Annotated in this window: 21 protein-coding genes and 1 tRNA gene; 7 read left to right on the forward strand and 15 right to left on the reverse strand. The window is 69.6% G+C overall.

The features are described from left to right. Window positions 1-110: 110 nt before the first annotated feature. Window positions 111-195, reverse strand: a tRNA-Leu gene (locus C9E82_RS01625). Window positions 196-243: 48 nt separating this feature from the next. Then, a complete protein-coding gene (locus C9E82_RS01630) occupies window positions 244-1,845 on the reverse strand; it encodes an NAD(P)H-hydrate dehydratase (protein WP_119897273.1) in 1,602 nt (533 codons plus the stop codon). 155 nt (window positions 1,846-2,000) lie between these two features. On the opposite strand from C9E82_RS01630, the gene C9E82_RS01635 reads away from it, so the two are divergent. The 4 genes from C9E82_RS01635 (at window position 2,001) to grxD (ending at window position 4,722) form a co-directional block, all read left to right on the forward strand. Continuing rightward, window positions 2,001-2,339, forward strand: coding sequence for a P-II family nitrogen regulator (locus tag C9E82_RS01635; protein WP_090617546.1), 339 nt, complete (start codon window positions 2,001-2,003; stop codon window positions 2,337-2,339). Window positions 2,340-2,416: 77 nt separating this feature from the next. Continuing rightward, a complete protein-coding gene (gene glnA, locus C9E82_RS01640) occupies window positions 2,417-3,823 on the forward strand; it encodes a type I glutamate--ammonia ligase (protein ID WP_119897242.1) in 1,407 nt (468 codons plus the stop codon). A 175-nt stretch (window positions 3,824-3,998) separates the two neighbouring features. After that, the gene (locus C9E82_RS01645) at window positions 3,999-4,241 is read left to right on the forward strand and encodes a BolA/IbaG family iron-sulfur metabolism protein (RefSeq protein WP_119897243.1); all 243 of its coding nucleotides are present in this window, start codon (window positions 3,999-4,001) and stop codon (window positions 4,239-4,241) included. Between the two features lie 115 nt (window positions 4,242-4,356). Next, window positions 4,357-4,722: a Grx4 family monothiol glutaredoxin gene (gene grxD / locus C9E82_RS01650; protein WP_119897274.1), complete on the forward strand. Its 366-nt coding sequence runs from the start codon at window positions 4,357-4,359 to the stop codon at window positions 4,720-4,722. A 92-nt stretch (window positions 4,723-4,814) separates the two neighbouring features. Here the strand turns inward: grxD and C9E82_RS01655 are convergent, their stop codons facing one another. The 6 genes from C9E82_RS01655 to alr all read right to left on the reverse strand — a co-directional run bounded on the left by C9E82_RS01655 (window position 4,815) and on the right by alr (window position 9,956). Continuing rightward, a complete protein-coding gene (locus C9E82_RS01655) occupies window positions 4,815-5,747 on the reverse strand; it encodes a hemolysin family protein (protein WP_119897244.1) in 933 nt (310 codons plus the stop codon). After that, window positions 5,744-6,244: an rRNA maturation RNase YbeY gene (ybeY, locus tag C9E82_RS01660; RefSeq protein ID WP_183154026.1), complete on the reverse strand. Its 501-nt coding sequence runs from the start codon at window positions 6,242-6,244 to the stop codon at window positions 5,744-5,746. The genes C9E82_RS01655 and ybeY overlap by 4 nt, the downstream gene beginning before the upstream one ends. Further along, a complete protein-coding gene (locus C9E82_RS01665; protein ID WP_119897245.1) occupies window positions 6,237-7,319 on the reverse strand; it encodes a PhoH family protein in 1,083 nt (360 codons plus the stop codon). Before C9E82_RS01665 ends, ybeY begins: the two co-directional genes overlap by 8 nt. Before the next feature lie 143 nt (window positions 7,320-7,462). Further along, entirely contained in the window at window positions 7,463-8,182 is a 720-nt protein-coding gene (locus C9E82_RS01670; protein ID WP_119897246.1) for an ABC transporter ATP-binding protein, read from the reverse strand. Beyond that, window positions 8,179-8,943, reverse strand: a complete 765-nt coding sequence (locus C9E82_RS01675) for an MlaE family ABC transporter permease (RefSeq protein WP_119897247.1) — start codon at window positions 8,941-8,943, stop codon at window positions 8,179-8,181. Before C9E82_RS01675 ends, C9E82_RS01670 begins: the two co-directional genes overlap by 4 nt. Then, window positions 8,940-9,956 carry an alanine racemase gene (gene alr / locus C9E82_RS01680; RefSeq protein ID WP_119897248.1) on the reverse strand — a complete coding sequence of 339 codons (1,017 nt, stop codon included), beginning with the start codon at window positions 9,954-9,956 and terminating at the stop codon, window positions 8,940-8,942. The genes C9E82_RS01675 and alr overlap by 4 nt, the downstream gene beginning before the upstream one ends. Before the next feature lie 148 nt (window positions 9,957-10,104). Between alr and C9E82_RS01685 the strand changes: the two genes are divergently transcribed. Then, complete coding sequence (locus tag C9E82_RS01685) at window positions 10,105-10,416, forward strand: ETC complex I subunit (RefSeq protein WP_119897249.1); 312 nt, start codon at window positions 10,105-10,107, stop codon at window positions 10,414-10,416. 203 nt (window positions 10,417-10,619) lie between these two features. Beyond that, window positions 10,620-11,390: an isocitrate lyase/PEP mutase family protein gene (locus C9E82_RS01690; protein ID WP_119897250.1), complete on the forward strand. Its 771-nt coding sequence runs from the start codon at window positions 10,620-10,622 to the stop codon at window positions 11,388-11,390. A gap of 92 nt (window positions 11,391-11,482) precedes the next feature. Here C9E82_RS01690 and C9E82_RS01695 read toward each other — a convergent pair whose 3' ends face one another. The 6 genes from C9E82_RS01695 to C9E82_RS01720 form a co-directional block, all read right to left on the reverse strand. Beyond that, on the reverse strand, window positions 11,483-12,265 hold the full coding sequence (locus C9E82_RS01695) for a crotonase/enoyl-CoA hydratase family protein (RefSeq protein ID WP_119897251.1): 783 nt from the start codon (window positions 12,263-12,265) through the stop codon (window positions 11,483-11,485). Beyond that, the gene (locus tag C9E82_RS01700) at window positions 12,258-13,121 is read right to left on the reverse strand and encodes a hydroxymethylglutaryl-CoA lyase (protein ID WP_119897252.1); all 864 of its coding nucleotides are present in this window, start codon (window positions 13,119-13,121) and stop codon (window positions 12,258-12,260) included. The genes C9E82_RS01695 and C9E82_RS01700 overlap by 8 nt, the downstream gene beginning before the upstream one ends. Then, window positions 13,114-13,791 carry a glutathione S-transferase family protein gene (locus tag C9E82_RS01705; protein WP_119897253.1) on the reverse strand — a complete coding sequence of 226 codons (678 nt, stop codon included), beginning with the start codon at window positions 13,789-13,791 and terminating at the stop codon, window positions 13,114-13,116. The genes C9E82_RS01700 and C9E82_RS01705 overlap by 8 nt, the downstream gene beginning before the upstream one ends. Beyond that, entirely contained in the window at window positions 13,788-15,719 is a 1,932-nt protein-coding gene (locus C9E82_RS01710; protein WP_119897254.1) for an acetyl-CoA carboxylase biotin carboxylase subunit, read from the reverse strand. The genes C9E82_RS01705 and C9E82_RS01710 overlap by 4 nt, the downstream gene beginning before the upstream one ends. 82 nt (window positions 15,720-15,801) lie before the next feature. Then, window positions 15,802-16,287 (reverse strand): O-acetyl-ADP-ribose deacetylase, encoded by a 486-nt coding sequence (locus C9E82_RS01715; protein ID WP_119897255.1) that lies wholly within the window; start codon window positions 16,285-16,287, stop codon window positions 15,802-15,804. A 64-nt stretch (window positions 16,288-16,351) separates the two neighbouring features. Beyond that, window positions 16,352-17,956, reverse strand: coding sequence for a carboxyl transferase domain-containing protein (locus C9E82_RS01720; protein ID WP_119897256.1), 1,605 nt, complete (start codon window positions 17,954-17,956; stop codon window positions 16,352-16,354). A 152-nt stretch (window positions 17,957-18,108) separates the two neighbouring features. Here C9E82_RS01720 and C9E82_RS01725 point away from each other — a divergent pair, with 152 nt between their 5' ends. Further along, entirely contained in the window at window positions 18,109-18,720 is a 612-nt protein-coding gene (locus C9E82_RS01725) for an OmpW/AlkL family protein (protein WP_119897257.1), read from the forward strand. A 91-nt stretch (window positions 18,721-18,811) separates the two neighbouring features. Here the strand turns inward: C9E82_RS01725 and C9E82_RS01730 are convergent, their stop codons facing one another. Beyond that, entirely contained in the window at window positions 18,812-19,315 is a 504-nt protein-coding gene (locus C9E82_RS01730) for a lysozyme inhibitor LprI family protein (RefSeq protein WP_119897258.1), read from the reverse strand. Window positions 19,316-19,323 lie beyond the last annotated feature (8 nt).

The raw sequence follows: 19,323 nt of genomic DNA on the forward strand, positions 1-19,323 counted from the left end.
CGCCCTATCAGCCGGACAGACCGACCCGCGACGCGCTTCCCCAGCAGCGGCCATCGCCGTTTCTGCCTGTCGTGGCCGCTGGTCCTGTCCAGGTCGTCATGTTCGCTGATTGGTGCGGGTGGAGGGACTTGAACCCCCACGCCTTGCGGCGCCAGAACCTAAATCTGGTGCGTCTACCAGTTTCGCCACACCCGCATCCGGTCCGCCTCTTAGCAAAGGCCCGGACCGGAGGCGAGGGCGAAATTACAGCCCCGATTGCCGCAGGACCGCAGGCAGGGCCTCGGGCAGGTCGTCGGCGGTCAGGCCGGGGCCCAGCCGGCGCGCCGCCTGGCCATGCAGCCAGGTGGCCAGGCCGGTCGCCCGCAGCGCCGGCAACCCGCGCGCCAGAAGCCCCGCGACCAGGCCGGCCAGCACATCGCCCGCGCCCGCCGTCGCCAGCCAGGGCAGGTCGAAGGCGGAATGGATCATCGCCCGGCCGTCCGGCGCCGCGATGACCGTGTCGGGCCCCTTCAGCAGCACGATCGCCCCTGCCCGCGCGGCGGCCTCTCGCGCGGCGTCCAGGCGCGAAAAGGCCGGGCCGCGCATGGCGGCGGGATCGTCGGACCCCGATTGCAGGCGTTCGGCGATGTCCGGGAAGAGGCGCCCGAACTCTCCGGCATGGGGCGTCAGCACGCAGGCCTCGTGCAGCGCGCCGGCAAGCGCGGGATGCGTGGCCAGCGCCGTCAGCGCATCGGCGTCCAGCACACAGGGCCGGCGGCTGGCCAGCAGCGCGGGCAGCAGGACCGCCGCGCGGTCGATGCCGCAGCCCGGACCCAGGCAGAGGCCCGAGATGCGGCGATCGGTCAGCAGCGCGGTCAGGTCCTCGGCCCCGTCCATGGGTCGGCGCATCAGCGCATCGGGCGGCTGCGCATGTTCCGCCATCGCCGCGTCCGGCGGGCACAGCGTCACCAACCCCGCCCCCGCCCGCAGCGCCGCGCGCGCCGACAGCCGGGCGGCGCCGCCTCGGCCGGGACCGCCGGCAATGACCAGCGCATGGCCGTGACTGAACTTGTGGCCGTGACGGGTCCGGCCCTTGTCCAGGCCGGCCCTTACAACCGCCGGGACCGGCTGGCAGCGGCCGTCGGCAATGTCGAAGGCCGGCCACAGGCATCCCAGGCGGATGCCGGCCCCCTGGCCTTCGCGCCATTCCCTGAGGCCGATATCGGCGATGACCAGCTGGCCGCAGAGGATCGGCCCCTGCTCCAGCAGATGGCCCGGCTTGGGGCTGTCGAAGGCGACCGTCAGCCGCGCGGCGGGGGCGTGTTCCGCAGTGCCGCGCGGCCAGCCCAGCATGGCGCCGCTGTCCATGCACAGCCCGCTGGGACAATCCACCGCTACCAGCCCGTCGCGGAACCGGCTGTCGCCCAGATGGCGCAGGATGGTGGCGATCTCGCCCTCGGGCGGCCGGGTCAGGCCGGTGCCGAAGATGGCATCGACATGGACATCGCTGTCGGGACCGTCGCGCAGCGCCTGTTCGGTCAGCGGCAGGATCGGGCCGATCGCCAGCCATTGCCGCCTCATCGCTTCCGCATCGGGGCCCGGCGCATTGTCCAGCCCCAACACCCTGACCCGCCAGCCCGCCTGATGCAGGCGCCGCGCGATCACATAGCCGTCGCCGCCATTGTTGCCCGGACCGCACAGCACCGTGACCCGCCCCGGCCGGGGCCAGCGCAGGCGAATCTGTCCGGCCACGGCGCGGCCGGCGCGCTCCATCAGCGCCGCTCCGCTGACCCGGCCGCTGGCCATCGCCGCGGATTCGGTGGCGCGCATCTGGGCGGTGGTGAGGATTTCTGTGCCAATCGGCATCGTGATTGCCTGTTTTTCGGGATGATTGCACATAATTTGTGCAATCATCCGGGTTCCGAGGATCTTGCCGGCCAAAGGACCGGCGCTGTCATTTACCGCACCGATCAAACGCGCCAATCAGGCTTCAGGCAAGCCGCGAGGAAGGGTCTATTGCGATGAAAAAGATCGAGGCGATCATCAAGCCGTTCAAGCTGGACGATGTGAAAGAGGCGCTGCAGGAGGTTGGCGTGCAAGGGCTTTCGGTCACCGAAGTGAAGGGCTTCGGTCGTCAGAAGGGTCACACGGAGCTGTATCGCGGCGCCGAATATGTCGTCGATTTCCTGCCCAAGGTGAAGATCGAGATGGTGCTGCCCGACGACCAGGTCGAGGCCGCCATCGACGCCATCGTGGGCGCCGCCCGCACGGAAAAGATCGGCGACGGCAAGATCTTCGTCTCGCCCGTCGAACAGGCGATCCGCATTCGCACTGGCGAAACCGGGGACGACGCGGTTTAACCCGAACCAGGACAACGAACTTCCGGGCCCGGTCGGATATTGCGCAGCCGGGCCGCATTCACGGAGAAAGGGAAGAGATGGATATCAAGGAAGTATTGCAGCTGATGAAGGACGAGGAAGTCGCCTATGTCGACGTCCGCTTCACCGATCCCAAGGGCAAGCTGCAACATGTCACGCTGGACGTGGACCTGGTCGATGAGGACTTCTTCGAGGAAGGCTTCATGTTCGACGGCAGCTCGATCGCCGGCTGGAAGTCGATCGACCAGTCCGACATGAAGCTGATCCCCGACCCGGCCTCGGCCTATGTCGACCCGTTCTATGCCGAAAAGACGCTGTGCGTGCATTGCAACGTGGTCGAGCCCGACACCGGCGAGCCCTATTCGCGCGACCCGCGCGGCACCGCGCTGAAGGCCGAGGCCTATCTGAAATCCTCGGGCGTGGGCGATGCGGCCTATTTCGGCCCCGAGGCCGAGTTCTTCATCTTCGACGACGTGCGCTATTCGGTCACGCCGCAGAAGGTGGCCTATCAGATCGACGCGGTCGACGCCGCCTGGAACACCGATACCGAATATGAAATGGGCAACCAGGCCCATCGCGCGGCCCACAAGGGCGGCTATTTCCCGGTGAACCCGGTCGACGCGGCCCAGGACATCCGCGGCGAGATGCTGTCGACGATGAAGCGCATGGGCATGAAGGTGGACAAGCACCACCACGAGGTCGCCAGCGCCCAGCACGAGCTGGGGCTGATCTTCGGTTCGCTGACCGAACAGGCCGACAACATCCAGAAATACAAGTATGTCATCCACAACGTCGCCCATGCCTATGGCAAGTCGGCGACCTTCATGCCCAAGCCCATGAAGGGCGACAACGGGTCGGGGATGCATGTCAACATGTCGATCTGGAAGGACGGCAAGCCGCTGTTCGCGGGCGACAAATATGCCGACCTGTCGCAAGAGGCCCTGTGGTTCATCGGCGGCATCCTGAAGCACGCCAAGGCGCTGAACGCGCTGACCAACCCCTCGACCAACAGCTACAAGCGGCTGATCCCCGGCTTCGAGGCGCCGGTGCTGCGCGCCTATTCCGCGCGCAACCGTTCGGGCTGCGTGCGCATCCCGTGGACCGAATCGCCCAAGGCCAAGCGCGTCGAGGCCCGCTTCCCCGATCCGGCGGCGAACCCCTACCTGGCCTTCGCGGCGCTGCTGATGGCCGGCCTGGACGGGATCCGCAACAAGATCGATCCCGGCCCGGCCTCGGACAAGGACCTCTACGACCTGCCGCCGGAAGAGCTGGCCGAGATCCCGACCGTCTGCGGCAGCCTGCGCGAGGCGCTGGAAGAGCTGGAGAAGGATATGGACTTCCTGCTGGCGGGCGACGTCTTCACCCGCGACCAGCTGGAGGGCTACATGGCCCTGAAATGGGAAGAGGTCTACGCCTACGAACATACCCCGCACCCGGTCGAATACGCGATGTATTACAGCTGCTGACCGGGCCGGCACGGGAACAGGAAAAGGGCGCCTTCGCGGGCGCCCTTCTTCATTGCCGCCCCCCCGGGGCCGCGCGCATTGGCAGCGGCCGTGGCGATGGGGGGCGATGGGGCATGGGCTTGCGGGGCTTTCCGCCATATCCTACATCTGGAAACAACTGCGAAAGGACCCCGACATGGCGATGGAAGCCCATGACATCGAAGCGCTGATCCGCGCTGCCTTCCCCAATGCCCGGATCACCATCACCGACCTTGCCGGTGACGGGAACCACTATGCGGCCGAGGTGATCGATGAAAGCTTCCGGGGCCAGAACCGGGTCCAGCAGCAGCGGGCGGTCTATGCGGCGCTGCAGGGCCGGATGGACGGCCCCGCGGGCGAATTGCACGCGCTGGCGCTGACGACCAAGGCGCCGGACTGAGACGGGATCGACCGGACGCCGCCCGCCGGGGCGCGGGGCGGCAGAGGGCGTGACGGCGAAGGGCATGGCAGACAGGGACCCGCCGATCGCGGGCCCGGACCAAGAGGACGAGACGATGACCACCGATGTGAAGAACCGGATCCAGGACCTGATCGACGCCCATGACGTCGTGCTGTTCATGAAGGGCACCAAGGAAATGCCGCAATGCGGCTTCTCCAGCCGCGTGGCCGGAGTGCTGAACTACATGGGCGTCGAATACAGCGACGTGAACGTGCTAGCCGACCAGGACGTGCGCCAGGGCATCAAGGATTTCTCGGACTGGCCGACGATCCCGCAGCTCTACGTCAAGGGCGAATTCGTCGGCGGCTGCGACATCATCACCGAGATGACGCTGTCGGGCGAGCTGGACCAGCTGTTCGACCAGAAGGGCGTGGGCTACGACAAGGACGCCGCCGACAAGATCCGCGAAGCCAATGCCTGAGCGGCGCGACACGGAATGAGACAGGGGCGCCCCAGCGGCGCCCCAGTGTCGTTTGGCTGTGACGTTCAGCTGTGCCGCTCTGGTCTCGGCGGTCAGCGCGCCTGGCGCGCGGCCTCGCTGGTCTCGGCGGCCTTCTCGGCGGCGGGCAGGCGCATCCGGACGCGCTTGATCCGGCGCGGATCGGCCTCGACGATCTCGAATTCGGCGCCGGAATCGTGGCGGATCAGCTCGCCCTCCTCGGGCACGCGGCCGGCCAGCGCGAACAGCAAGCCGCCAAGCGTGTCGATATCCTCGTCCTCTTCCTCCTCGAACAGGCGCAGGCCGGTCTCGGCCTCGACCTGATCCAGCGGCGCGCGGGCCTTGATCAGCCACTGGCCGGGCTTTTCCTTCAGCCACAGGACGTCCTGGCCCTCGTCATGCTCGTCCTCGATCTCGCCGATGACCTGCTCGATCAGGTCCTCGATCGTGACCAGCCCGTCCACCCCGCCATATTCGTCGATGACCAGCGCCATGTGGATCCGCTTCTGCTGCATCTGCTGCAACAGCACCCCGATCGTCATCGAGGGCGGCACATAGAGCAGCGGGCGCAGCATCGGGCGCAGGTCGAAATCGCTTTCATGGCCGAAGCCGTGCTTCAGCGCCAGGTCCTTCAGGTGGATCATCCCCAGCGGGCTGTCCAGCGCGCCCTCATAGACCGGGATGCGCGAGAAACCGTGTTCGCGGAACATCTCAACCAGTTCCTGAAGCGCGATCGTATCGGGCGCGGCGATGATCTCGGCCTTGGGCACGGCCACGTCGTCCACGCGCATCCGGCGCAAATTCACCATGCCCGGCGCATCCGGCGGGCCGGCCTTCTCGCCCGGCTCGGCCCCGCCCTCGTCATCCGCCCCGGTCAGCGCCCCGAAGAAGCGCCCGAAGAACCCGCGCGGTCCGGGAAGGTCGCGGCCATCGCCGCCGACACCATCCGCCGTTCCTGCGGGCTCGTCGCCCAGGGGGTGCTCGGGTAATCGCGGCTCGGAATTCATCGGTCTTCCTCTTGATAGGGATCTGGAATCTGCAGCTTCTGCAGGATCGAACGCTCGGTCGCCTCCATGGTCTCGGCGTCCGGGTCGTTTTCGTGGTCATAGCCCAGCAGGTGCAGCACGGCATGGACCAGAAGATGGGTGACGTGATGGTCGAAGGGTTTGCCCTGCAGGCGGGCCTCGGCCCGGCAGGTGTCCCAGGCGATGGCGATGTCGCCAAGCTCGTCGGTCTGGGGCAGGCCGGGCCGGTCGCCCGGCGCGCGCGGCGGGGCGTCCTGCGAGGGCCATGACAGCACGTTGGTCGCGCGCGGCTTGCCGCGGAAATCGGCGTTCAGCGCCGCGATGCGGGCATCGTCGCAGCCCAGCACAACGACCTCGGCCGCGCCGATCCCATGCCAGTCCAGCGCGGCGCGGGCCGCGCGCTCTGCAAGGGCCTCAAGACCCGCTTCCCCCCATCGGTCATCCTCGATGACGGTATCGACGCATATCTCGTCAGGCATCGTCTCGCTTCGGCCGGCGCGGCACATGGCTGCCGCGCGGCTCCTCGGTTTCACCCCTTGCCAGCGCGGCGGCATCCTCGGCGTCATAGGCCTCGATGATGCGCGCGACAAGCGGATGGCGCACGACATCGCGCGCGGTGAAATAGCTGAAACTGATTCCCTTCACGCCGTCAAGGATCTTCTCGGCATCGACCAGCCCCGATCCCATGCCGCGCGGCAGGTCGATCTGGGTGCGGTCGCCGGTGATGACCATGCGGCTTCCCTCGCCCAGGCGGGTCAGGAACATCTTCATCTGCATGGTGGTCGCATTCTGCGCCTCGTCCAGCACGACGAAGCTGTTGGCCAGCGTCCGGCCGCGCATGAAGGCCAGCGGCGCGATCTCGATCCGCTTCTCCTCGATCAGCTTCTGCATCTGCTTGCCGGGCAGGAAATCGTTCAGCGCGTCATAGAGCGGCTGCATGTAGGGATCGACCTTGTCCTTCATGTCGCCGGGCAGGAAGCCCAGCCGCTCGCCCGCCTCGACGGCGGGGCGCGACAGGACGATGCGGTCGACATGGCCGCCGATCAGCATGGTCACGCCGACGGCGACGGCCAGATAGGTCTTGCCGGTGCCGGCCGGGCCGATGCCGAAGGCCAGCTCATGCTCGAACAGCGCCCGGACATAGGCCTTCTGGGCGTCGGTGCGGGGTTCCACCGATTTCTTGCGGGTGCGCAGCTCGTAATTGCCGCCGGCGAACATCTCCAGCTGCGCGGCGGGAGAGCTGTCGCCCCCCTCCTCGATGCCCATGCGCAGCGCCGCCTCGATCTCGGCCAGCGAGACCGGACGGCCCTGTTCCAGCCGCGCGTAAAGACCACGCAGCAGCTGCGCCGCCTCGGCCTGCGCCTCGGGGCCGCCGACCACGGCAAGCTGGTTGCCGCGGCGCAGGATGTGGATGCCCAGGGCTTCCTCGATCCGCGCCAGGTGCCGGTCATTGGCACCGCACAGGTCGATCAGCAGCCGGTTGTCGGGAAATTCCAGCAGGGTTTCGCTTGGATGGCTTGCGACGGGGGGCGTAGGCGAAAGGCCCAAATTCATCTCCAGCTAGAGTCCTCTGCCCTCATGGTGGCAATCATGGGGGATTCGCACAAGATGCAGTTGGCCGATTGCGTGGCATGAATGCCGCGACTGGCGGCAATCTGGCCGGAACATGCCGAAATCTGCGCGAAGTTCATGCAAATTCAGCCCTGTCCGGCGGGATCGTGACCCAGAAACCCGGCCAGGGGCGCGGCCCCCTCCATCGCCGCGACCGGCCCCTCCCAGGCAAGCCGGCCGTCCTGCAGCAGCATCACCCGATCGCCGATCGCCCGCACCGAATCCATGTCATGGGTGATGGTGATCGCGGTCGCGCCGGTCTCGGTCACGATAGAGCGGATCAGCGCGTTGATCCGCGCGGCCCGGATCGGGTCCAGCCCGGTCGTCGGCTCGTCGAAGAAGATCACCTCGGGGTCGTCGGCGATGGCGCGGGCAAGCCCCGCGCGCTTGGCCATGCCGCCCGACAGCTGCGCGGGCATCAGATCGGCGGTCTCGGGTCCCAAGCCGACGCGCGCCATCTTCTCCAGCGCGATGGGCCGGGCCTTGTGGTCGGGCATCCGCTGGCGCAGGCGGAAGGCGACGTTCTGCCAGACCGACAGGCTGTCGAACAGCGCCGCGCCCTGGAACAGCATCCCGAAGCGCGCCATGAAGGCGGGCCGCGTGGCCTGGTCCAGCGGGCGGCCCTGCCACAGCACCTGGCCGGCATCGGGCGCCTCCAGCCCCAGGATGCATTTCAGCAGCACCGACTTGCCCATGCCCGACTGGCCGATGACGCAGAGGCTCTCGCCCTGCCCCACCGCCAGGTCGATCCCGGCCAGCACGGCGCGGGTGCCGAAGGACTTGTGCAGGCCGCGGATCTCGATCATCGGAAGAACAGCCCGGTCAGCACGAAATTCGCGGCCAGGATGCCGACGGCGGCGGCGACCACGGCGGATTTCGTGGCCCGCCCCACGCCCGCCGCGCCGCGCCCGGCGCGCATCCCGAACCAGCAGCCGCACAGCGCCACGATCAGCCCGAAGACCGCGCCCTTCAGCAGGCCCGAGACCACGTCCCAGCTTTCCAGATAGGCCCAGCTGTTCGCGACATAGCCGGCCGAGCTGAAGCCGAGCGACCGGGTCCCGACCAGCCAGCCACCCATGATGCCGATCACGTCGCCCACGCCGACCAGCAGCGGCACGGTCAGCAGCGCCGCCCACAGGCGCGGCGTGACCAGCCAGCGCATCGGATCGGTGGACAGCGTCACCAGCGCGTCGATCTGTTCGGTCACCTTCATCGTGCCGATCTCGGCCGCGATGGAACTGGCGACGCGGGCCGCGACCATCAGCCCGCCCAGGACCGGGCCAAGCTCTCGCACCATGCCGATGGCGACGATGGCCGGCACGACCTCGGCCGCCTGGAAGCGCGCGCCGCCCGAATGGATCTGCAGGGCCAGCGCCGCGCCGGTGAACAGCGCCGTCAGCCCGACCACCGGCAGGGACAGCCAGCCGATCTGGAACAGCTGCGCGGCGAAGGCGCGCCCGTGGAAGGGCCGCAGCCGGAACAGCCCGCGCAGGGCGAACAGCGCCACCGCGCCGACGGCCCGCAGCAGGGAAAGGCTGGCGCGTCCGGTCAGCCGGACAGGGTTCACAGGTAGGTCCGCTTGTAGCGACCGCCAAGCGAGGTCAGGACCTCGTAGCCGATGGTGCCGGCGAAATCCGCGACCGCGTCGATGGGCTGTTCGGGGCAGATCAGCTCCAGCATCGCGGGAACGGTTTCAAGCGCGGTGACATCGGCGGTGATCAGGTCCATCGAGACCCGCCCGACGATCGGACAGGCCACGCCGCCCGCGTAAAGGCTGGCGCCGCTGGAGGACAGCGCCCGCAGGATGCCATCCGCGTAACCGGCCGCGACCGTGGCGATGCGGCGCGGAGCCTCGGCCGTCCAGGTGGCGCCGTAGCCCACGAATTCGCCCGCCTGCACCACCCGCAGCTGGATCACCGGCAGCGACAGGCGCACCACCTGGCGCGCATCGGCAAAGGGCAGCCCGCCATAGAGGCCGACGCCCGGCCGCACCAGGTCGAAATGATAGTCCGGCCCCAGCAGGATCCCGCCGGTCGCCGCCAGCGACAGCGGCACCTCGCAGCCCTCGGTCATGGCGCGGAAGGCGGCAAGCTGGGCGGCATTGGCGGGGTGATCGGGCTCATCGGCGCAGGCCAGGTGCGACATGATGAAATCGGGACCCGCCGCCAGGGCCTCGTCGCGCAGGCCGGCCCATTCGGCGGCTTCCATGCCCAGCCGGTTCATGCCGCTGTCCAGCTGGATCGCGAAGGGCTGGCCGGGGCGCATGGTCCGGTCGCGGAAGAACTGCTCGGCGCTGTTCAGGACGGGCACCAGGCCGGCCAGGTCCTCGCCCTCCATATGCCCCGACAGCACGTTGATGCGGGCGTCATCGGGCAGCAGCGGCCGGATCGCCCGGCCCTCGGCGGCCAGCGCCACGAAGAAGTCCCGCGCGCCCGCCTGGTACAGCGCCGGCACCACCCGCGCCGCGCCCAGCCCATAGGCATCCGCCTTCACCACCGCCGCCGCGCGCGCGCCCGGCGCCTGCTGCGCCAGCGCCTTCCAGTTGGCCACGATGGCCGGAATGTCGATCTGCAAAGCCATATGCCTCGCTTGCCCCCGCCTTGCATCCGCGTCAAGCCCCGTTCTCAGGCCCCATTCTCTGGCTTGGCCTGCCGCGCGCGTTCCGGGACTTGATCAATGCCGCGCCTTTGGCGATAACCGGCCAGCTACCAGCCGAGGGGAAACCGTCATGCGCGTCCGCATCTATCAACCCGCCCGCAACGCCATGCAGTCCGGCACGGCGCGCAGCAAGGGCTGGGTGCTGGAATTTCCCTCGGCCGACGCGCGCGAGATCGATCCGCTGATGGGCTGGACCAGCAGCGACGACACCCAGAGCCAGGTCCGCCTGCGCTTCGAGACCCGCGAGCAGGCCGAGGAATACGCCCGCGAACACGGCCTCGACTATGTCGTGCAGGAGCCGCACAGCCGCGCCCCGAACATCCGCCCCCGCGGCTATGGCGAGAATTTCGCCACCGACCGGCGCGCGCCCTGGACCCACTGAGGCTTGACCAGCGCTCGGGGCGACATCCTCCGCCAGTCTCCCCGCGCCGACACCGTGGCGAAAGATCATGAACGCCCGAAAATCGGCCGCACGCGGCGTCGATCGGCGGTAAGGATGGGCATGTCGCAGGATCGTCCCGGCCCTCGCAGGCGGCGGGCGGGACCCGGCGGCAGGTCAGGACCACGACAGGGGAGAAGACGCGCATGACCTCTCAGACCAACAAGGCCCGGCAGTTCCGCGAGTTGCATCGGCCCGGCGACCCGGTCATCCTCTATAACATCTGGGACGCCGGAAGCGCGGCGGCGGTGGCGCGCAGCGGCGCGAAAGCCATCGCGACCGGCAGCTGGTCGGTCGCCGCCGCGCAGGGCCATGCGGATGGCGAGGATCTGCCGCTCGATGAGATGCTGGCCATCATCGGCCGGATCGTCGACAGCGTCGAGCTGCCCGTCACCGTGGATTTCGAAGGCGGATATGCGCCCGATCCCGAGACGGCCGCGCGGAACGTGCAGCGGCTGTTGCGGCTTGGCGCGGTCGGGCTGAATTTCGAGGACCAGGTGGTGAAGGGGCCGGGCCTTCACCACATCGACGACCAGATCGCGCGGCTTCGCGCGGTGCGTCGCGCCGCAGACGAGCTGGGCATCCCGGCCTTCGTCAATGCCCGCACCGACGTGTTCCTGAAGGCCGCGCCGGATGCCGACCCCGGCGGGCTGCTGGCGGAGGCGCTTGCGCGCGGGGCCGCCTATGCCCAGGCGGGGGCCGACGGGTTTTTCGTCCCCGGCCTGACCGATAGTGAGCTGATCGCGCAGATCTGCACGCGGATCGCCCTGCCGGTCAATGTCATGGCGCCCTGCGATCCCCAAAGGGTGCGCGCCCTGGCGAAGCTGGGCGTGGCGCGGATCAGCTTCGGGCCCGCGCCCTATCGCGGCTTCTCGGCCTTCCTGGAACGCGAGGCGCGCAGCCTCGCCGCAAGCTAGGGCGCGCGGGTCGTTCGTCCTTGCCGGAACGCCTTGCGGTCATCGACCGGGGGGTTCCGCCCAGGGTCTTATGGGCGCCAGCCGCCGCCCGGTCAGCCCTGCCAGCTGGGCTTGCGCTTCTCGAAGAAGGCGGTGATGCCTTCGGGGGCCTCGTCGCCTTCCCAGGCGGCGACAAGCCGGTCGATGCTGTCCTCGATCACCGCCACGTCGATCCGGGGGCCAAGGGCGCGGCATTGCGCCTTGGCGGCGGCGATGGCGCCGGGAGCGCCCAGCAGGAAGGGGGCGACCTCGGCCTCGACGGCCTGGTCCAGCGCCTCGGGCGCGACCGTCCGGGCCAGAAGGTTCAGCGCCACCGCCTCCTCGGCGCCGAACAGCCGGCCCGAGAAGAAGACCCGCCGCGCCCGGTCCTCGCCCATCCGGGCCAGCACATAGGGGCCGATGGTGGCCGGGATCAGGCCCAGCTTCACCTCGGTCAGCCCGAATTTCGCATCGGATGCGGCAATGGCGATGTCGCAGACCGCCATCATGCCGACCCCGCCGCCGAAGGCATTGCCCTGGACGCGCCCGATCAGCGGCTTGGGCAGCCCGTTCAGCGCCGACAGCATCCCGGCCAGCACCCGCGCGCCGGCCCGGCGCTGGTCGGCGCTGGCGGCGATCTGCGCCTTCATCCAGCCCAGATCGCCGCCCGCGCAGAAGCTGGTCCCCTCTGCCGCCAGCACCACCACGCGCACGGCGGGATCGGCGCCCAGCTGCGCGGCGGCCTGGGTCAGCTCCTCCATCATCTGCTGGGACAGCGCATTGTGCTTGTCGGGCCGCGCCAGCCACAGGGTGGCCACGCCGCGCGCGTCGGTGTCTATACGGATCGTCTCAAACATCGCGTCCCTCCCGCATGGCGCGGGCCATTGCCGCCGCCCTGCCGATGATCTCCATGTCCAGCCCATGCGCATGGCCGCGCGCGGCCAGATGCGCCGCCACCCGTTCGGTCGCGACATTGCCCCTGGCGCCCGGCGCATAGGGACAGCCGCCCAGGCCCCCCACAGCCGCATCGAAGACCCTCAGGCCCCGCGCAAGGCTCGCGTCGATATTCTCCAGCGCCCGGCCGGCGGTGTCGTGGTAATGCCCTGCCAGATGTTCGGCCGGCAGTTCCTGCAGCACCGCCGACAGCATCGCGTCGATGCTCTCGGGGCGGCCCTGGCCGATCGTGTCGCCCAGGCTGACCTCGTAGCAGCCCATGTCGCGCAGCGCCGCCGCCACGCGGGCGACATTCGCGGGCGGCGTCGGGCCGTCGAAGGGGCAATCCGTCACCACGCTGACATAGCCGCGCACCGGGATGCCATCCGCCTGCGCCGCCTGGGCCACCGGGGCCAGCCGCTCCAGGCTTTCGGCGATGCTGGCATTCAGGTTGGCCTTGCTGAACCCTTCCGAGGCGCTGGCGAAGATCGCCACCTCGCCGGCCCGCGCCGCCTTCGCGCCCTCATAGCCCTTCATGTTCGGCGTCAGCACCGCATAGCTGACGCCGGGGGCGCGGCGGATGCCCGCCATCACCTCGGCCGCGTCGGCCATCTGCGGCACCCATTTCGGCGAGACGAAGCTGGTCACCTCGATCCGCCGGAAACCCGCCTGCGACAGCAGGTCGACCAGCGCGATCTTTTCCGCCGCCGGGATCAGGCGCTTTTCGTTCTGCAGCCCGTCGCGCGGGCCCATCTCGAAGATCTCGACCGTCTCAACCATCGGGGGCCTCGTAGAAATCGCGCTGATAGATGACCGGCGTGCCGGGGGCCGGCAAAGCCGCGCGGAAGGCGGGCCGGGCCTCGCAGCGCGCCAGATAGGCGGCCAGCGCCGGGCGGTCGTCCAGTCGGACGAAGCGCGCGGCGATGAACACGGCATAGCCCACGGCGCAATCGACGCCCGAGAAGCCCTTGCCCATCAGCCAGTCATGGCGCGCCACGGTGGCCTCGACCAGCGACAGCGCCCGCGACAGCCGCGCCGCCTCCAGCCGCATGACCGTGGGCGAGCGCATCTGCGCCTCGCGCAGCACGATATGCTGCTGGGTCAGGATGGCGATATGCTGGCCGAGCGTTTCCGCGAAATGCAGCCAGTCCAGCCAGCCGGGCCGCCCCTCCTCGCCCGGCGCGCGCCACAGATGCGGTGCCCGCGTCTCGCACAGATATTCGATGCAGGCGCCGGATTCGTGCAGCGTCAGCCCGTCGATCTGCAGGGCGGGGACCCGGCCGACCGGGTGGATGTCGCTGTAGGGCGGCCGGCGCATGGACTTGTCGAAGAAGGACAGCTCTCGCAGGTCATGGTCGCAGCCGATCTCGTGCAGCAGCCACAGCACCCGCATGGAACGCGACAGCGGCACGTGCCACAGGACAGGACGCAGGACGGGGCGATCGCTCATGCCGCGTCTTCCTCGGCCAGGCGGATCAGCGGGGCGCCGGCCTCGACCTGGTCGCCCGCCGCCGCCAGCACCTCGGCCACGACGCCGTCGCGGGCGGCGGTCAGGCTGTGCTCCATCTTCATCGCCTCCAGCACGGCCAGCCGGTCGCCCGCCCTGACCGCCTGGCCCGCCGCGACATGGACCGATTTCACCAGCCCCGGCATGGGCGAGCGGGTCAGCGCCTCGCCCGCCTCGCCCGCCGTGTCGCGGGCCAGCGGGTCCAGCGGCGCCAGATGCACGGTGCGGCCGCCGAAGACGCTGATGCCCGCGTCATGGGCCACGATCCGGTTGCGGCGCAGCGCGTCGTCGACCCACCAGCGATCGCCCTGCCAGCGGACCTCGTGGGCGGTGCCGTCCAGCGTGACCCGCGCGGCGCCGGGGCCATGCACCTCCAGCAGCGCCTCGCCGCCCTGCCAAGCGATGGTCCGGCGTAGCGGCTGCCACAGGGTGACGCCGCCCTTGACCTTGGGATCGGCCAGCCCGGCCAGGCCGATCACCGCCAGGGCACGGGCGCGCGGATCGGGCTCGGCGGCGGCGACCAGCGCATCCAGGTCGCGGGCGATCAGGCCGGTATCGACCTCGCCCTCGCGGAAGCCCTCGTGCCGGGTCAGCGCGATCAGGAAGTCCAGGTTGGTGACCGAGCCCGCGACCTCGGTATCGACCAGCGCGGCTTCCAGAGCCCTGAGCGCGATGGCGCGGGTGGCGCCATGGGTGACCAGCTTGGCGATCATCGGGTCATACCAGGGGCTGATCGCGTCGCCCTGCCGCACGCCGGTCTCGATCCGGGCATTGCCGGGGAATTCAAGATGCGCCAGCCGGCCGGTGGCGGGCAGGAAGCCCGCCGGCACGTCCTCGGCATAGAGCCGGGCCTCGAAGGCATGGCCGGTGATGGTCAGCTCCTCCTGCTTGGCGGGCAAGGGCTCGCCGCTGGCGACGCGCAGCTGCCATTCGACCAGGTCGACGCCGGTGATCGCCTCGGTCACCGGATGCTCGACCTGCAGGCGGGTGTTCATCTCCATGAACCAGAAGCCGTCGGGGCGCAGGTCCTGGCTGCCATCGACGATGAACTCGATGGTGCCGGCGCCCTTGTAGCCGATGGCCTCGGCGGCCCGGACCGCCGCCGCGCCCATGATCTTGCGCATCTCGGGCGTCATGCCGGGGGCCGGGGCTTCCTCGATCACCTTCTGGTGGCGGCGCTGCAGGGAACAGTCGCGCTCGAACAGATGGACCGCGCGATGGCCGTCGCCGAAGACCTGCAGCTCGATATGGCGGGGCTGGAGGATGTATTTCTCGATCAGCACCGCCGGGTTGCCGAAGGCGTTTCGCGCCTCGGACCGGGCCGAATCCAGAGCGTCCATGAAATCCGCCGGATCATCGACGCGGCGCATCCCCTTGCCGCCGCCGCCCGCCACCGCCTTGATCAGCACCGGCCAGCCGATCCGCGCGGCCTGGTCGGCCAGATGCGCGGGGTCCTGGTTCTCGCCGTGATAGCCCGGCACGACCGGCACACCGGCCTCCTCCATCAGCGCCTTGGCCGCGTCCTTCAGCCCCATCGCCCGGATCGCGCGGGCCGAGGGGCCGATGAAGACCAGCCCGGCAGCTTCGACGGCATCGACGAAATCGGGATTCTCGGACAGGAAGCCATAGCCCGGATGGATCGCCTGCGCCCCGGTCGCCTGCGCGGCCGCGACGATCGCGTCGCCGCGCAGATAGCTGTCGGCAGGCGCCGGGCCGCCCAGATGCACGGCCTCGTCGGCCAGCGCCACATGCCGCGCGCCACGATCGGCGTCGGAATAGACCGCGACCGTGGCCACGCCCAGGCGGCGGCAGCTGTCGATGACGCGGCAGGCGATCTCGCCGCGATTGGCGATCAGGATCTTCGAGAACATGGCGGCTCCTGCGCTGTGCGGCGACCGCCGGGGGCTTCGCGCCCCCGGACCCCCGCGGGATATTTGGACCAAGATGAAAGGCTCATGCCAGAGCCTCTTCGAGGATGCGGGCCGAGGCCGCGTCGAAACCCACCAGCGTCACCTGCAGGGTGCCGCGATGGGCGCGGATCGTGTCGACGGCGATGCGGGCGGCGCGCTCGGGGGGAAAGGCGAAGATGCCGGTGGAAATGGCCGGAAAGGCGATGCTGGCCAGCGCGTGGTCCCGGGCAAGCCGCAGGCTGCTGCGATAGGCCGAGGCCAGGGCCGCATCCTCGCCCTGGTCGCCGCCGCGCCAGACCGGCCCCACCGCATGGATGACATGGCGCGCCGGCAGGCCGTGGCCGGCGGTCAGCCGCGCCTCGCCCACCGGGCAGCCGCCGATCCGGCGGCATTCCTCCAGCAGGCCCGGCCCGGCGGCGCGGTGGATCGCGCCATCGACCCCGCCGCCGCCCAGAAGCGTCCTGTTGGCGGCGTTCACGATCGCATCCACCGCCAGCACGGTAATATCCCCCTGCCAGACCCGGATCATCGCCCCCGCCTCAGCTTCTTCGTTGTCCCAATACCCCCGCCGGAGGCGCCCATGATCGCCCCCCTCACATGCGGAAGACGCCGAAGCGCGTCGGCGCGATGGGCGCGTTCAGGCTGGCGCGCAGCGACAGGCCCAGCACCTCGCGGGTCTTGCGCGGGTCGATGATGCCGTCGTCCCAGAGCCGCGCCGAGGCATAGAGCGGATGCGACTGGCGCTCGAACATCTCGATGGTGGGGCGCTTGAACTCGGCCTCTTCCTCGGGCGACCAGCTGCCGCCCTGCCGCTCGATGCCGTCGCGGCGCACCGTGGCCAGCACCCCGGCCGCCTGCTCGCCGCCCATGACCGAGATGCGCGAATTGGGCCAGGTCCACAGGAAGCGCGGCCCGTAGGCGCGGCCGGCCATGCCGTAATTGCCCGCCCCGAAGCTGCCGCCGACCAGCATGGTGATCTTCGGGACATTGGTCGTCGCCACCGCCGTCACCATCTTGGCGCCGTGCCGGGCGATGCCTTCGTTTTCATATTTGCGCCCGACCATGAAGCCGGTGATGTTCTGCAGGAAGACCAGCGGGATGCCGCGCTGGCTGCAGAGCTCGATGAAATGCGCGCCCTTCTGCGCGGCTTCCGAGAACAGCACGCCATTGTTGGCGACGATGCCGACCGGGCAGCCCTCGAGATGGGCGAAGCCCGTCACCAGCGTCTCGCCGAAGCGGGCCTTGAACTCGTCGAAGCGAGAGCCGTCCACGACCCGCGCGATCACCTCGCGGATGTCGTAGGGGGTGCGCAGGTCGGCGGGCACGACGCCCAGGATCTCGTCGGGGTCATGGGCGGGCGGCTCGGGCGATTGCCAGGCCACCGTATCCGGCAGGCGGCGGTTCAGGTTGGCGATGGCGCGGCGGGCCTGGGCCAGCGCATGGGCGTCGTCCTCGGCCAGGTAGTCGGCCACGCCCGACAGCCGCGTATGCACGTCGCCGCCGCCCAGGTCCTCGGCGGTGACGACCTCGCCGGTCGCGGCCTTCACCAGCGGCGGGCCGGCCAGGAAGATCGTGCCCTGGCCCTTCACGATGATGGTCACGTCCGACATGGCCGGCACATAGGCGCCGCCCGCCGTGCAGGAGCCCATCACCACGGCGATCTGCGGGATGCCCTTCGCGCTCATCCGGGCCTGGTTGTAGAAGATGCGGCCGAAATGGTCGCGGTCGGGAAAGACCTCGTCCTGGTTGGGCAGGTTCGCGCCGCCCGAATCGACCAGGTAGATGCAGGGCAGGTTGCATTCCTCGGCGATCTCCTGCGCGCGCAGGTGCTTCTTGACCGTCATCGGGTAATAGGTGCCGCCCTTGACCGTCGCGTCATTGGCCACGACCATCACCTCCTGTCCGTGGACGCGGCCGATCCCGGCGATCACGCCCGCGGCCGGGGCCGCGCCGTCATACATGCCATGCGCCGCCGTCGCGCCGATTTCCAGGAAGGCCGAGCCCGGATCCAAGAGGTTCGCCACGCGTTCGCGCGGGGGCATCTTGCCGCGGGCGACATGGCGCTCCAGCGCGCGGGCGCCGCCGCCCGCCGCGGCGGCCTCGGCGGCCTCGCGCGCGGTGGCCAGCAGCGCCAGATGCGCCTCGCGATTGGCGCGGAAGGCGTCGGAATTGGTCAGGACGGCGGATGTCAGCTTCATGGGCGCAACTTTCGGGTCAGGCGGCGGACGAGGGAGCAGGCGCGGCGCGATGTCGCAGCGCGGGCTTTGCGGCGAATGGTTTGATCTGGATCATGTTTCCCGCCGCCGGAGGGGTTCAGGGCAGGCATGGCACAAGGAAAAGGAGCCATGTGATGAAGACGCTTTGCATCGCCGCGGTCGCGGCCATCGCCCTTGCCGGACCGGCCGCCGCGCAATCGGCCGGGGACTGGACGGTCGGGATCGGGATTGCGAACGTCAATCCGAAATCCGACAACGGCACCCTGGCCGGCGGCACGGTCCCGACCAGCATCGACGACAACACCCGCCCGCAGATCACCGTCGAATATTTCATCCGCGACAATATCGGCATCGAGCTTCTGGGCGCCCTGCCCTTCAGGCATTCGATCCGCTCGAACGGGACCGAGATCGGCACCGTCAAGCACCTGCCGCCGGTCGTCTCGCTGCAATATCATTTCGACGCGACGCCGCAGCTGAAGCCCTTCGTGGGGGTCGGCGTGAACTTCACCGGCTTCTTCGACGGCGAGGCGAAGGGACCGCTGACCGGCAGCACGCTGCAGGTCAAGAACTCCTGGGGCCTGGCCGCGCATCTGGGCGCCGATTACTGGATCAACGACCGGGCCGCGCTGCGCGCCGACCTGCGCTGGATCGACATCAATTCCGACGTGCTGCTGGACGGCGCCAATATCGGCGAGGTCGAGGTCGACCCGGTGGTCGTCGGGCTTTCCTATGTGATGAGGTTCTGACCGGCCGGAACCGACGGGGACAGCGATCGGGGGGCGCGGGTCGTGGGGGTCGCGCCCTTCGCCTGTCCTCGGAGGAATCGCCACCGCCATCTCAGCCCCCGCCATCCTGCAGGCGGCCGTCCAGCAGCGCGCGGTGGCGGGCGGCCTCGTCGCGGCGGCAGCGCAGCGTGGCCAATTCGCCATTCTCGCCGCGTGCGGCCGCGGCCTCGCCGGTCCAGTTGCACAGGTCGTCGCGAAAGGCGATCCAGGAATGTTCGGCCCGGCGCAGCATGTCCTGCGGCCCGGCGCCCGCCGCCGCTTCCTGCTCCAGCAGCCGGCGATAGGTGGCGGTCAGTTCCGCCTCCCATGCCTGATGGGCCGCGTCGAGGCAGTTCCATTGCGGGAAATCCGGGTCGTCGCCGCGATATCGGTCGCGCGCATAGTCCAGGCAGGCCGCCATGCCGGCCTCCGTGCAATCGACCTGGGCGCCTTGCGAGGACGCCTCGGCCAGGCATTGGCTGATCGCCGCCGGATCAAAGCCCGAGGCGTCGCCCGCCATCGCGGCGGGGGCGGCCAGACCCGCGGCCAGCCAGAAAAGCAGTCCTGCCTTGCGCATCCTCTCCT

Source organism: Paracoccus sigandri, assembly GCF_003709565.1.
In the GTDB taxonomy this organism is placed as follows: Bacteria; Pseudomonadota; Alphaproteobacteria; order Rhodobacterales; family Rhodobacteraceae; genus Paracoccus; species Paracoccus siganidrum.

Excerpts from the sequence above, each read along its gene's own strand:
- ybeY (WP_183154026.1), bottom strand. The coding sequence starts at position 6,244 with ATGCCTGACGAGATATGCGTCGATACCGTCATCGAGGATGACCGATGG.
- C9E82_RS01705 (WP_119897253.1), bottom strand. The coding sequence starts at position 13,791 with ATGAGCGATCGCCCCGTCCTGCGTCCTGTCCTGTGGCACGTGCCGCTG.
- C9E82_RS01700 (WP_119897252.1), bottom strand. The coding sequence starts at position 13,121 with ATGGTTGAGACGGTCGAGATCTTCGAGATGGGCCCGCGCGACGGGCTG.
- C9E82_RS01685 (WP_119897249.1), top strand. The coding sequence starts at position 10,105 with ATGCGCGTCCGCATCTATCAACCCGCCCGCAACGCCATGCAGTCCGGC.
- C9E82_RS01630 (WP_119897273.1), bottom strand. The coding sequence starts at position 1,845 with ATGCCGATTGGCACAGAAATCCTCACCACCGCCCAGATGCGCGCCACC.
- C9E82_RS01695 (WP_119897251.1), bottom strand. The coding sequence starts at position 12,265 with ATGTTTGAGACGATCCGTATAGACACCGACGCGCGCGGCGTGGCCACC.
- C9E82_RS01730 (WP_119897258.1), bottom strand. The coding sequence starts at position 19,315 with ATGCGCAAGGCAGGACTGCTTTTCTGGCTGGCCGCGGGTCTGGCCGCC.
- C9E82_RS01710 (WP_119897254.1), bottom strand. The coding sequence starts at position 15,719 with ATGTTCTCGAAGATCCTGATCGCCAATCGCGGCGAGATCGCCTGCCGC.
- C9E82_RS01725 (WP_119897257.1), top strand. The coding sequence starts at position 18,109 with ATGAAGACGCTTTGCATCGCCGCGGTCGCGGCCATCGCCCTTGCCGGA.
- C9E82_RS01670 (WP_119897246.1), bottom strand. The coding sequence starts at position 8,182 with ATGATCGAGATCCGCGGCCTGCACAAGTCCTTCGGCACCCGCGCCGTG.
- C9E82_RS01635 (WP_090617546.1), top strand. The coding sequence starts at position 2,001 with ATGAAAAAGATCGAGGCGATCATCAAGCCGTTCAAGCTGGACGATGTG.
- C9E82_RS01655 (WP_119897244.1), bottom strand. The coding sequence starts at position 5,747 with ATGAATTCCGAGCCGCGATTACCCGAGCACCCCCTGGGCGACGAGCCC.
- C9E82_RS01720 (WP_119897256.1), bottom strand. The coding sequence starts at position 17,956 with ATGAAGCTGACATCCGCCGTCCTGACCAATTCCGACGCCTTCCGCGCC.
- C9E82_RS01690 (WP_119897250.1), top strand. The coding sequence starts at position 10,620 with ATGACCTCTCAGACCAACAAGGCCCGGCAGTTCCGCGAGTTGCATCGG.
- glnA (WP_119897242.1), top strand. The coding sequence starts at position 2,417 with ATGGATATCAAGGAAGTATTGCAGCTGATGAAGGACGAGGAAGTCGCC.
- C9E82_RS01665 (WP_119897245.1), bottom strand. The coding sequence starts at position 7,319 with ATGAATTTGGGCCTTTCGCCTACGCCCCCCGTCGCAAGCCATCCAAGC.
- alr (WP_119897248.1), bottom strand. The coding sequence starts at position 9,956 with ATGGCTTTGCAGATCGACATTCCGGCCATCGTGGCCAACTGGAAGGCG.
- C9E82_RS01645 (WP_119897243.1), top strand. The coding sequence starts at position 3,999 with ATGGCGATGGAAGCCCATGACATCGAAGCGCTGATCCGCGCTGCCTTC.
- C9E82_RS01715 (WP_119897255.1), bottom strand. The coding sequence starts at position 16,287 with ATGATCCGGGTCTGGCAGGGGGATATTACCGTGCTGGCGGTGGATGCG.
- grxD (WP_119897274.1), top strand. The coding sequence starts at position 4,357 with ATGACCACCGATGTGAAGAACCGGATCCAGGACCTGATCGACGCCCAT.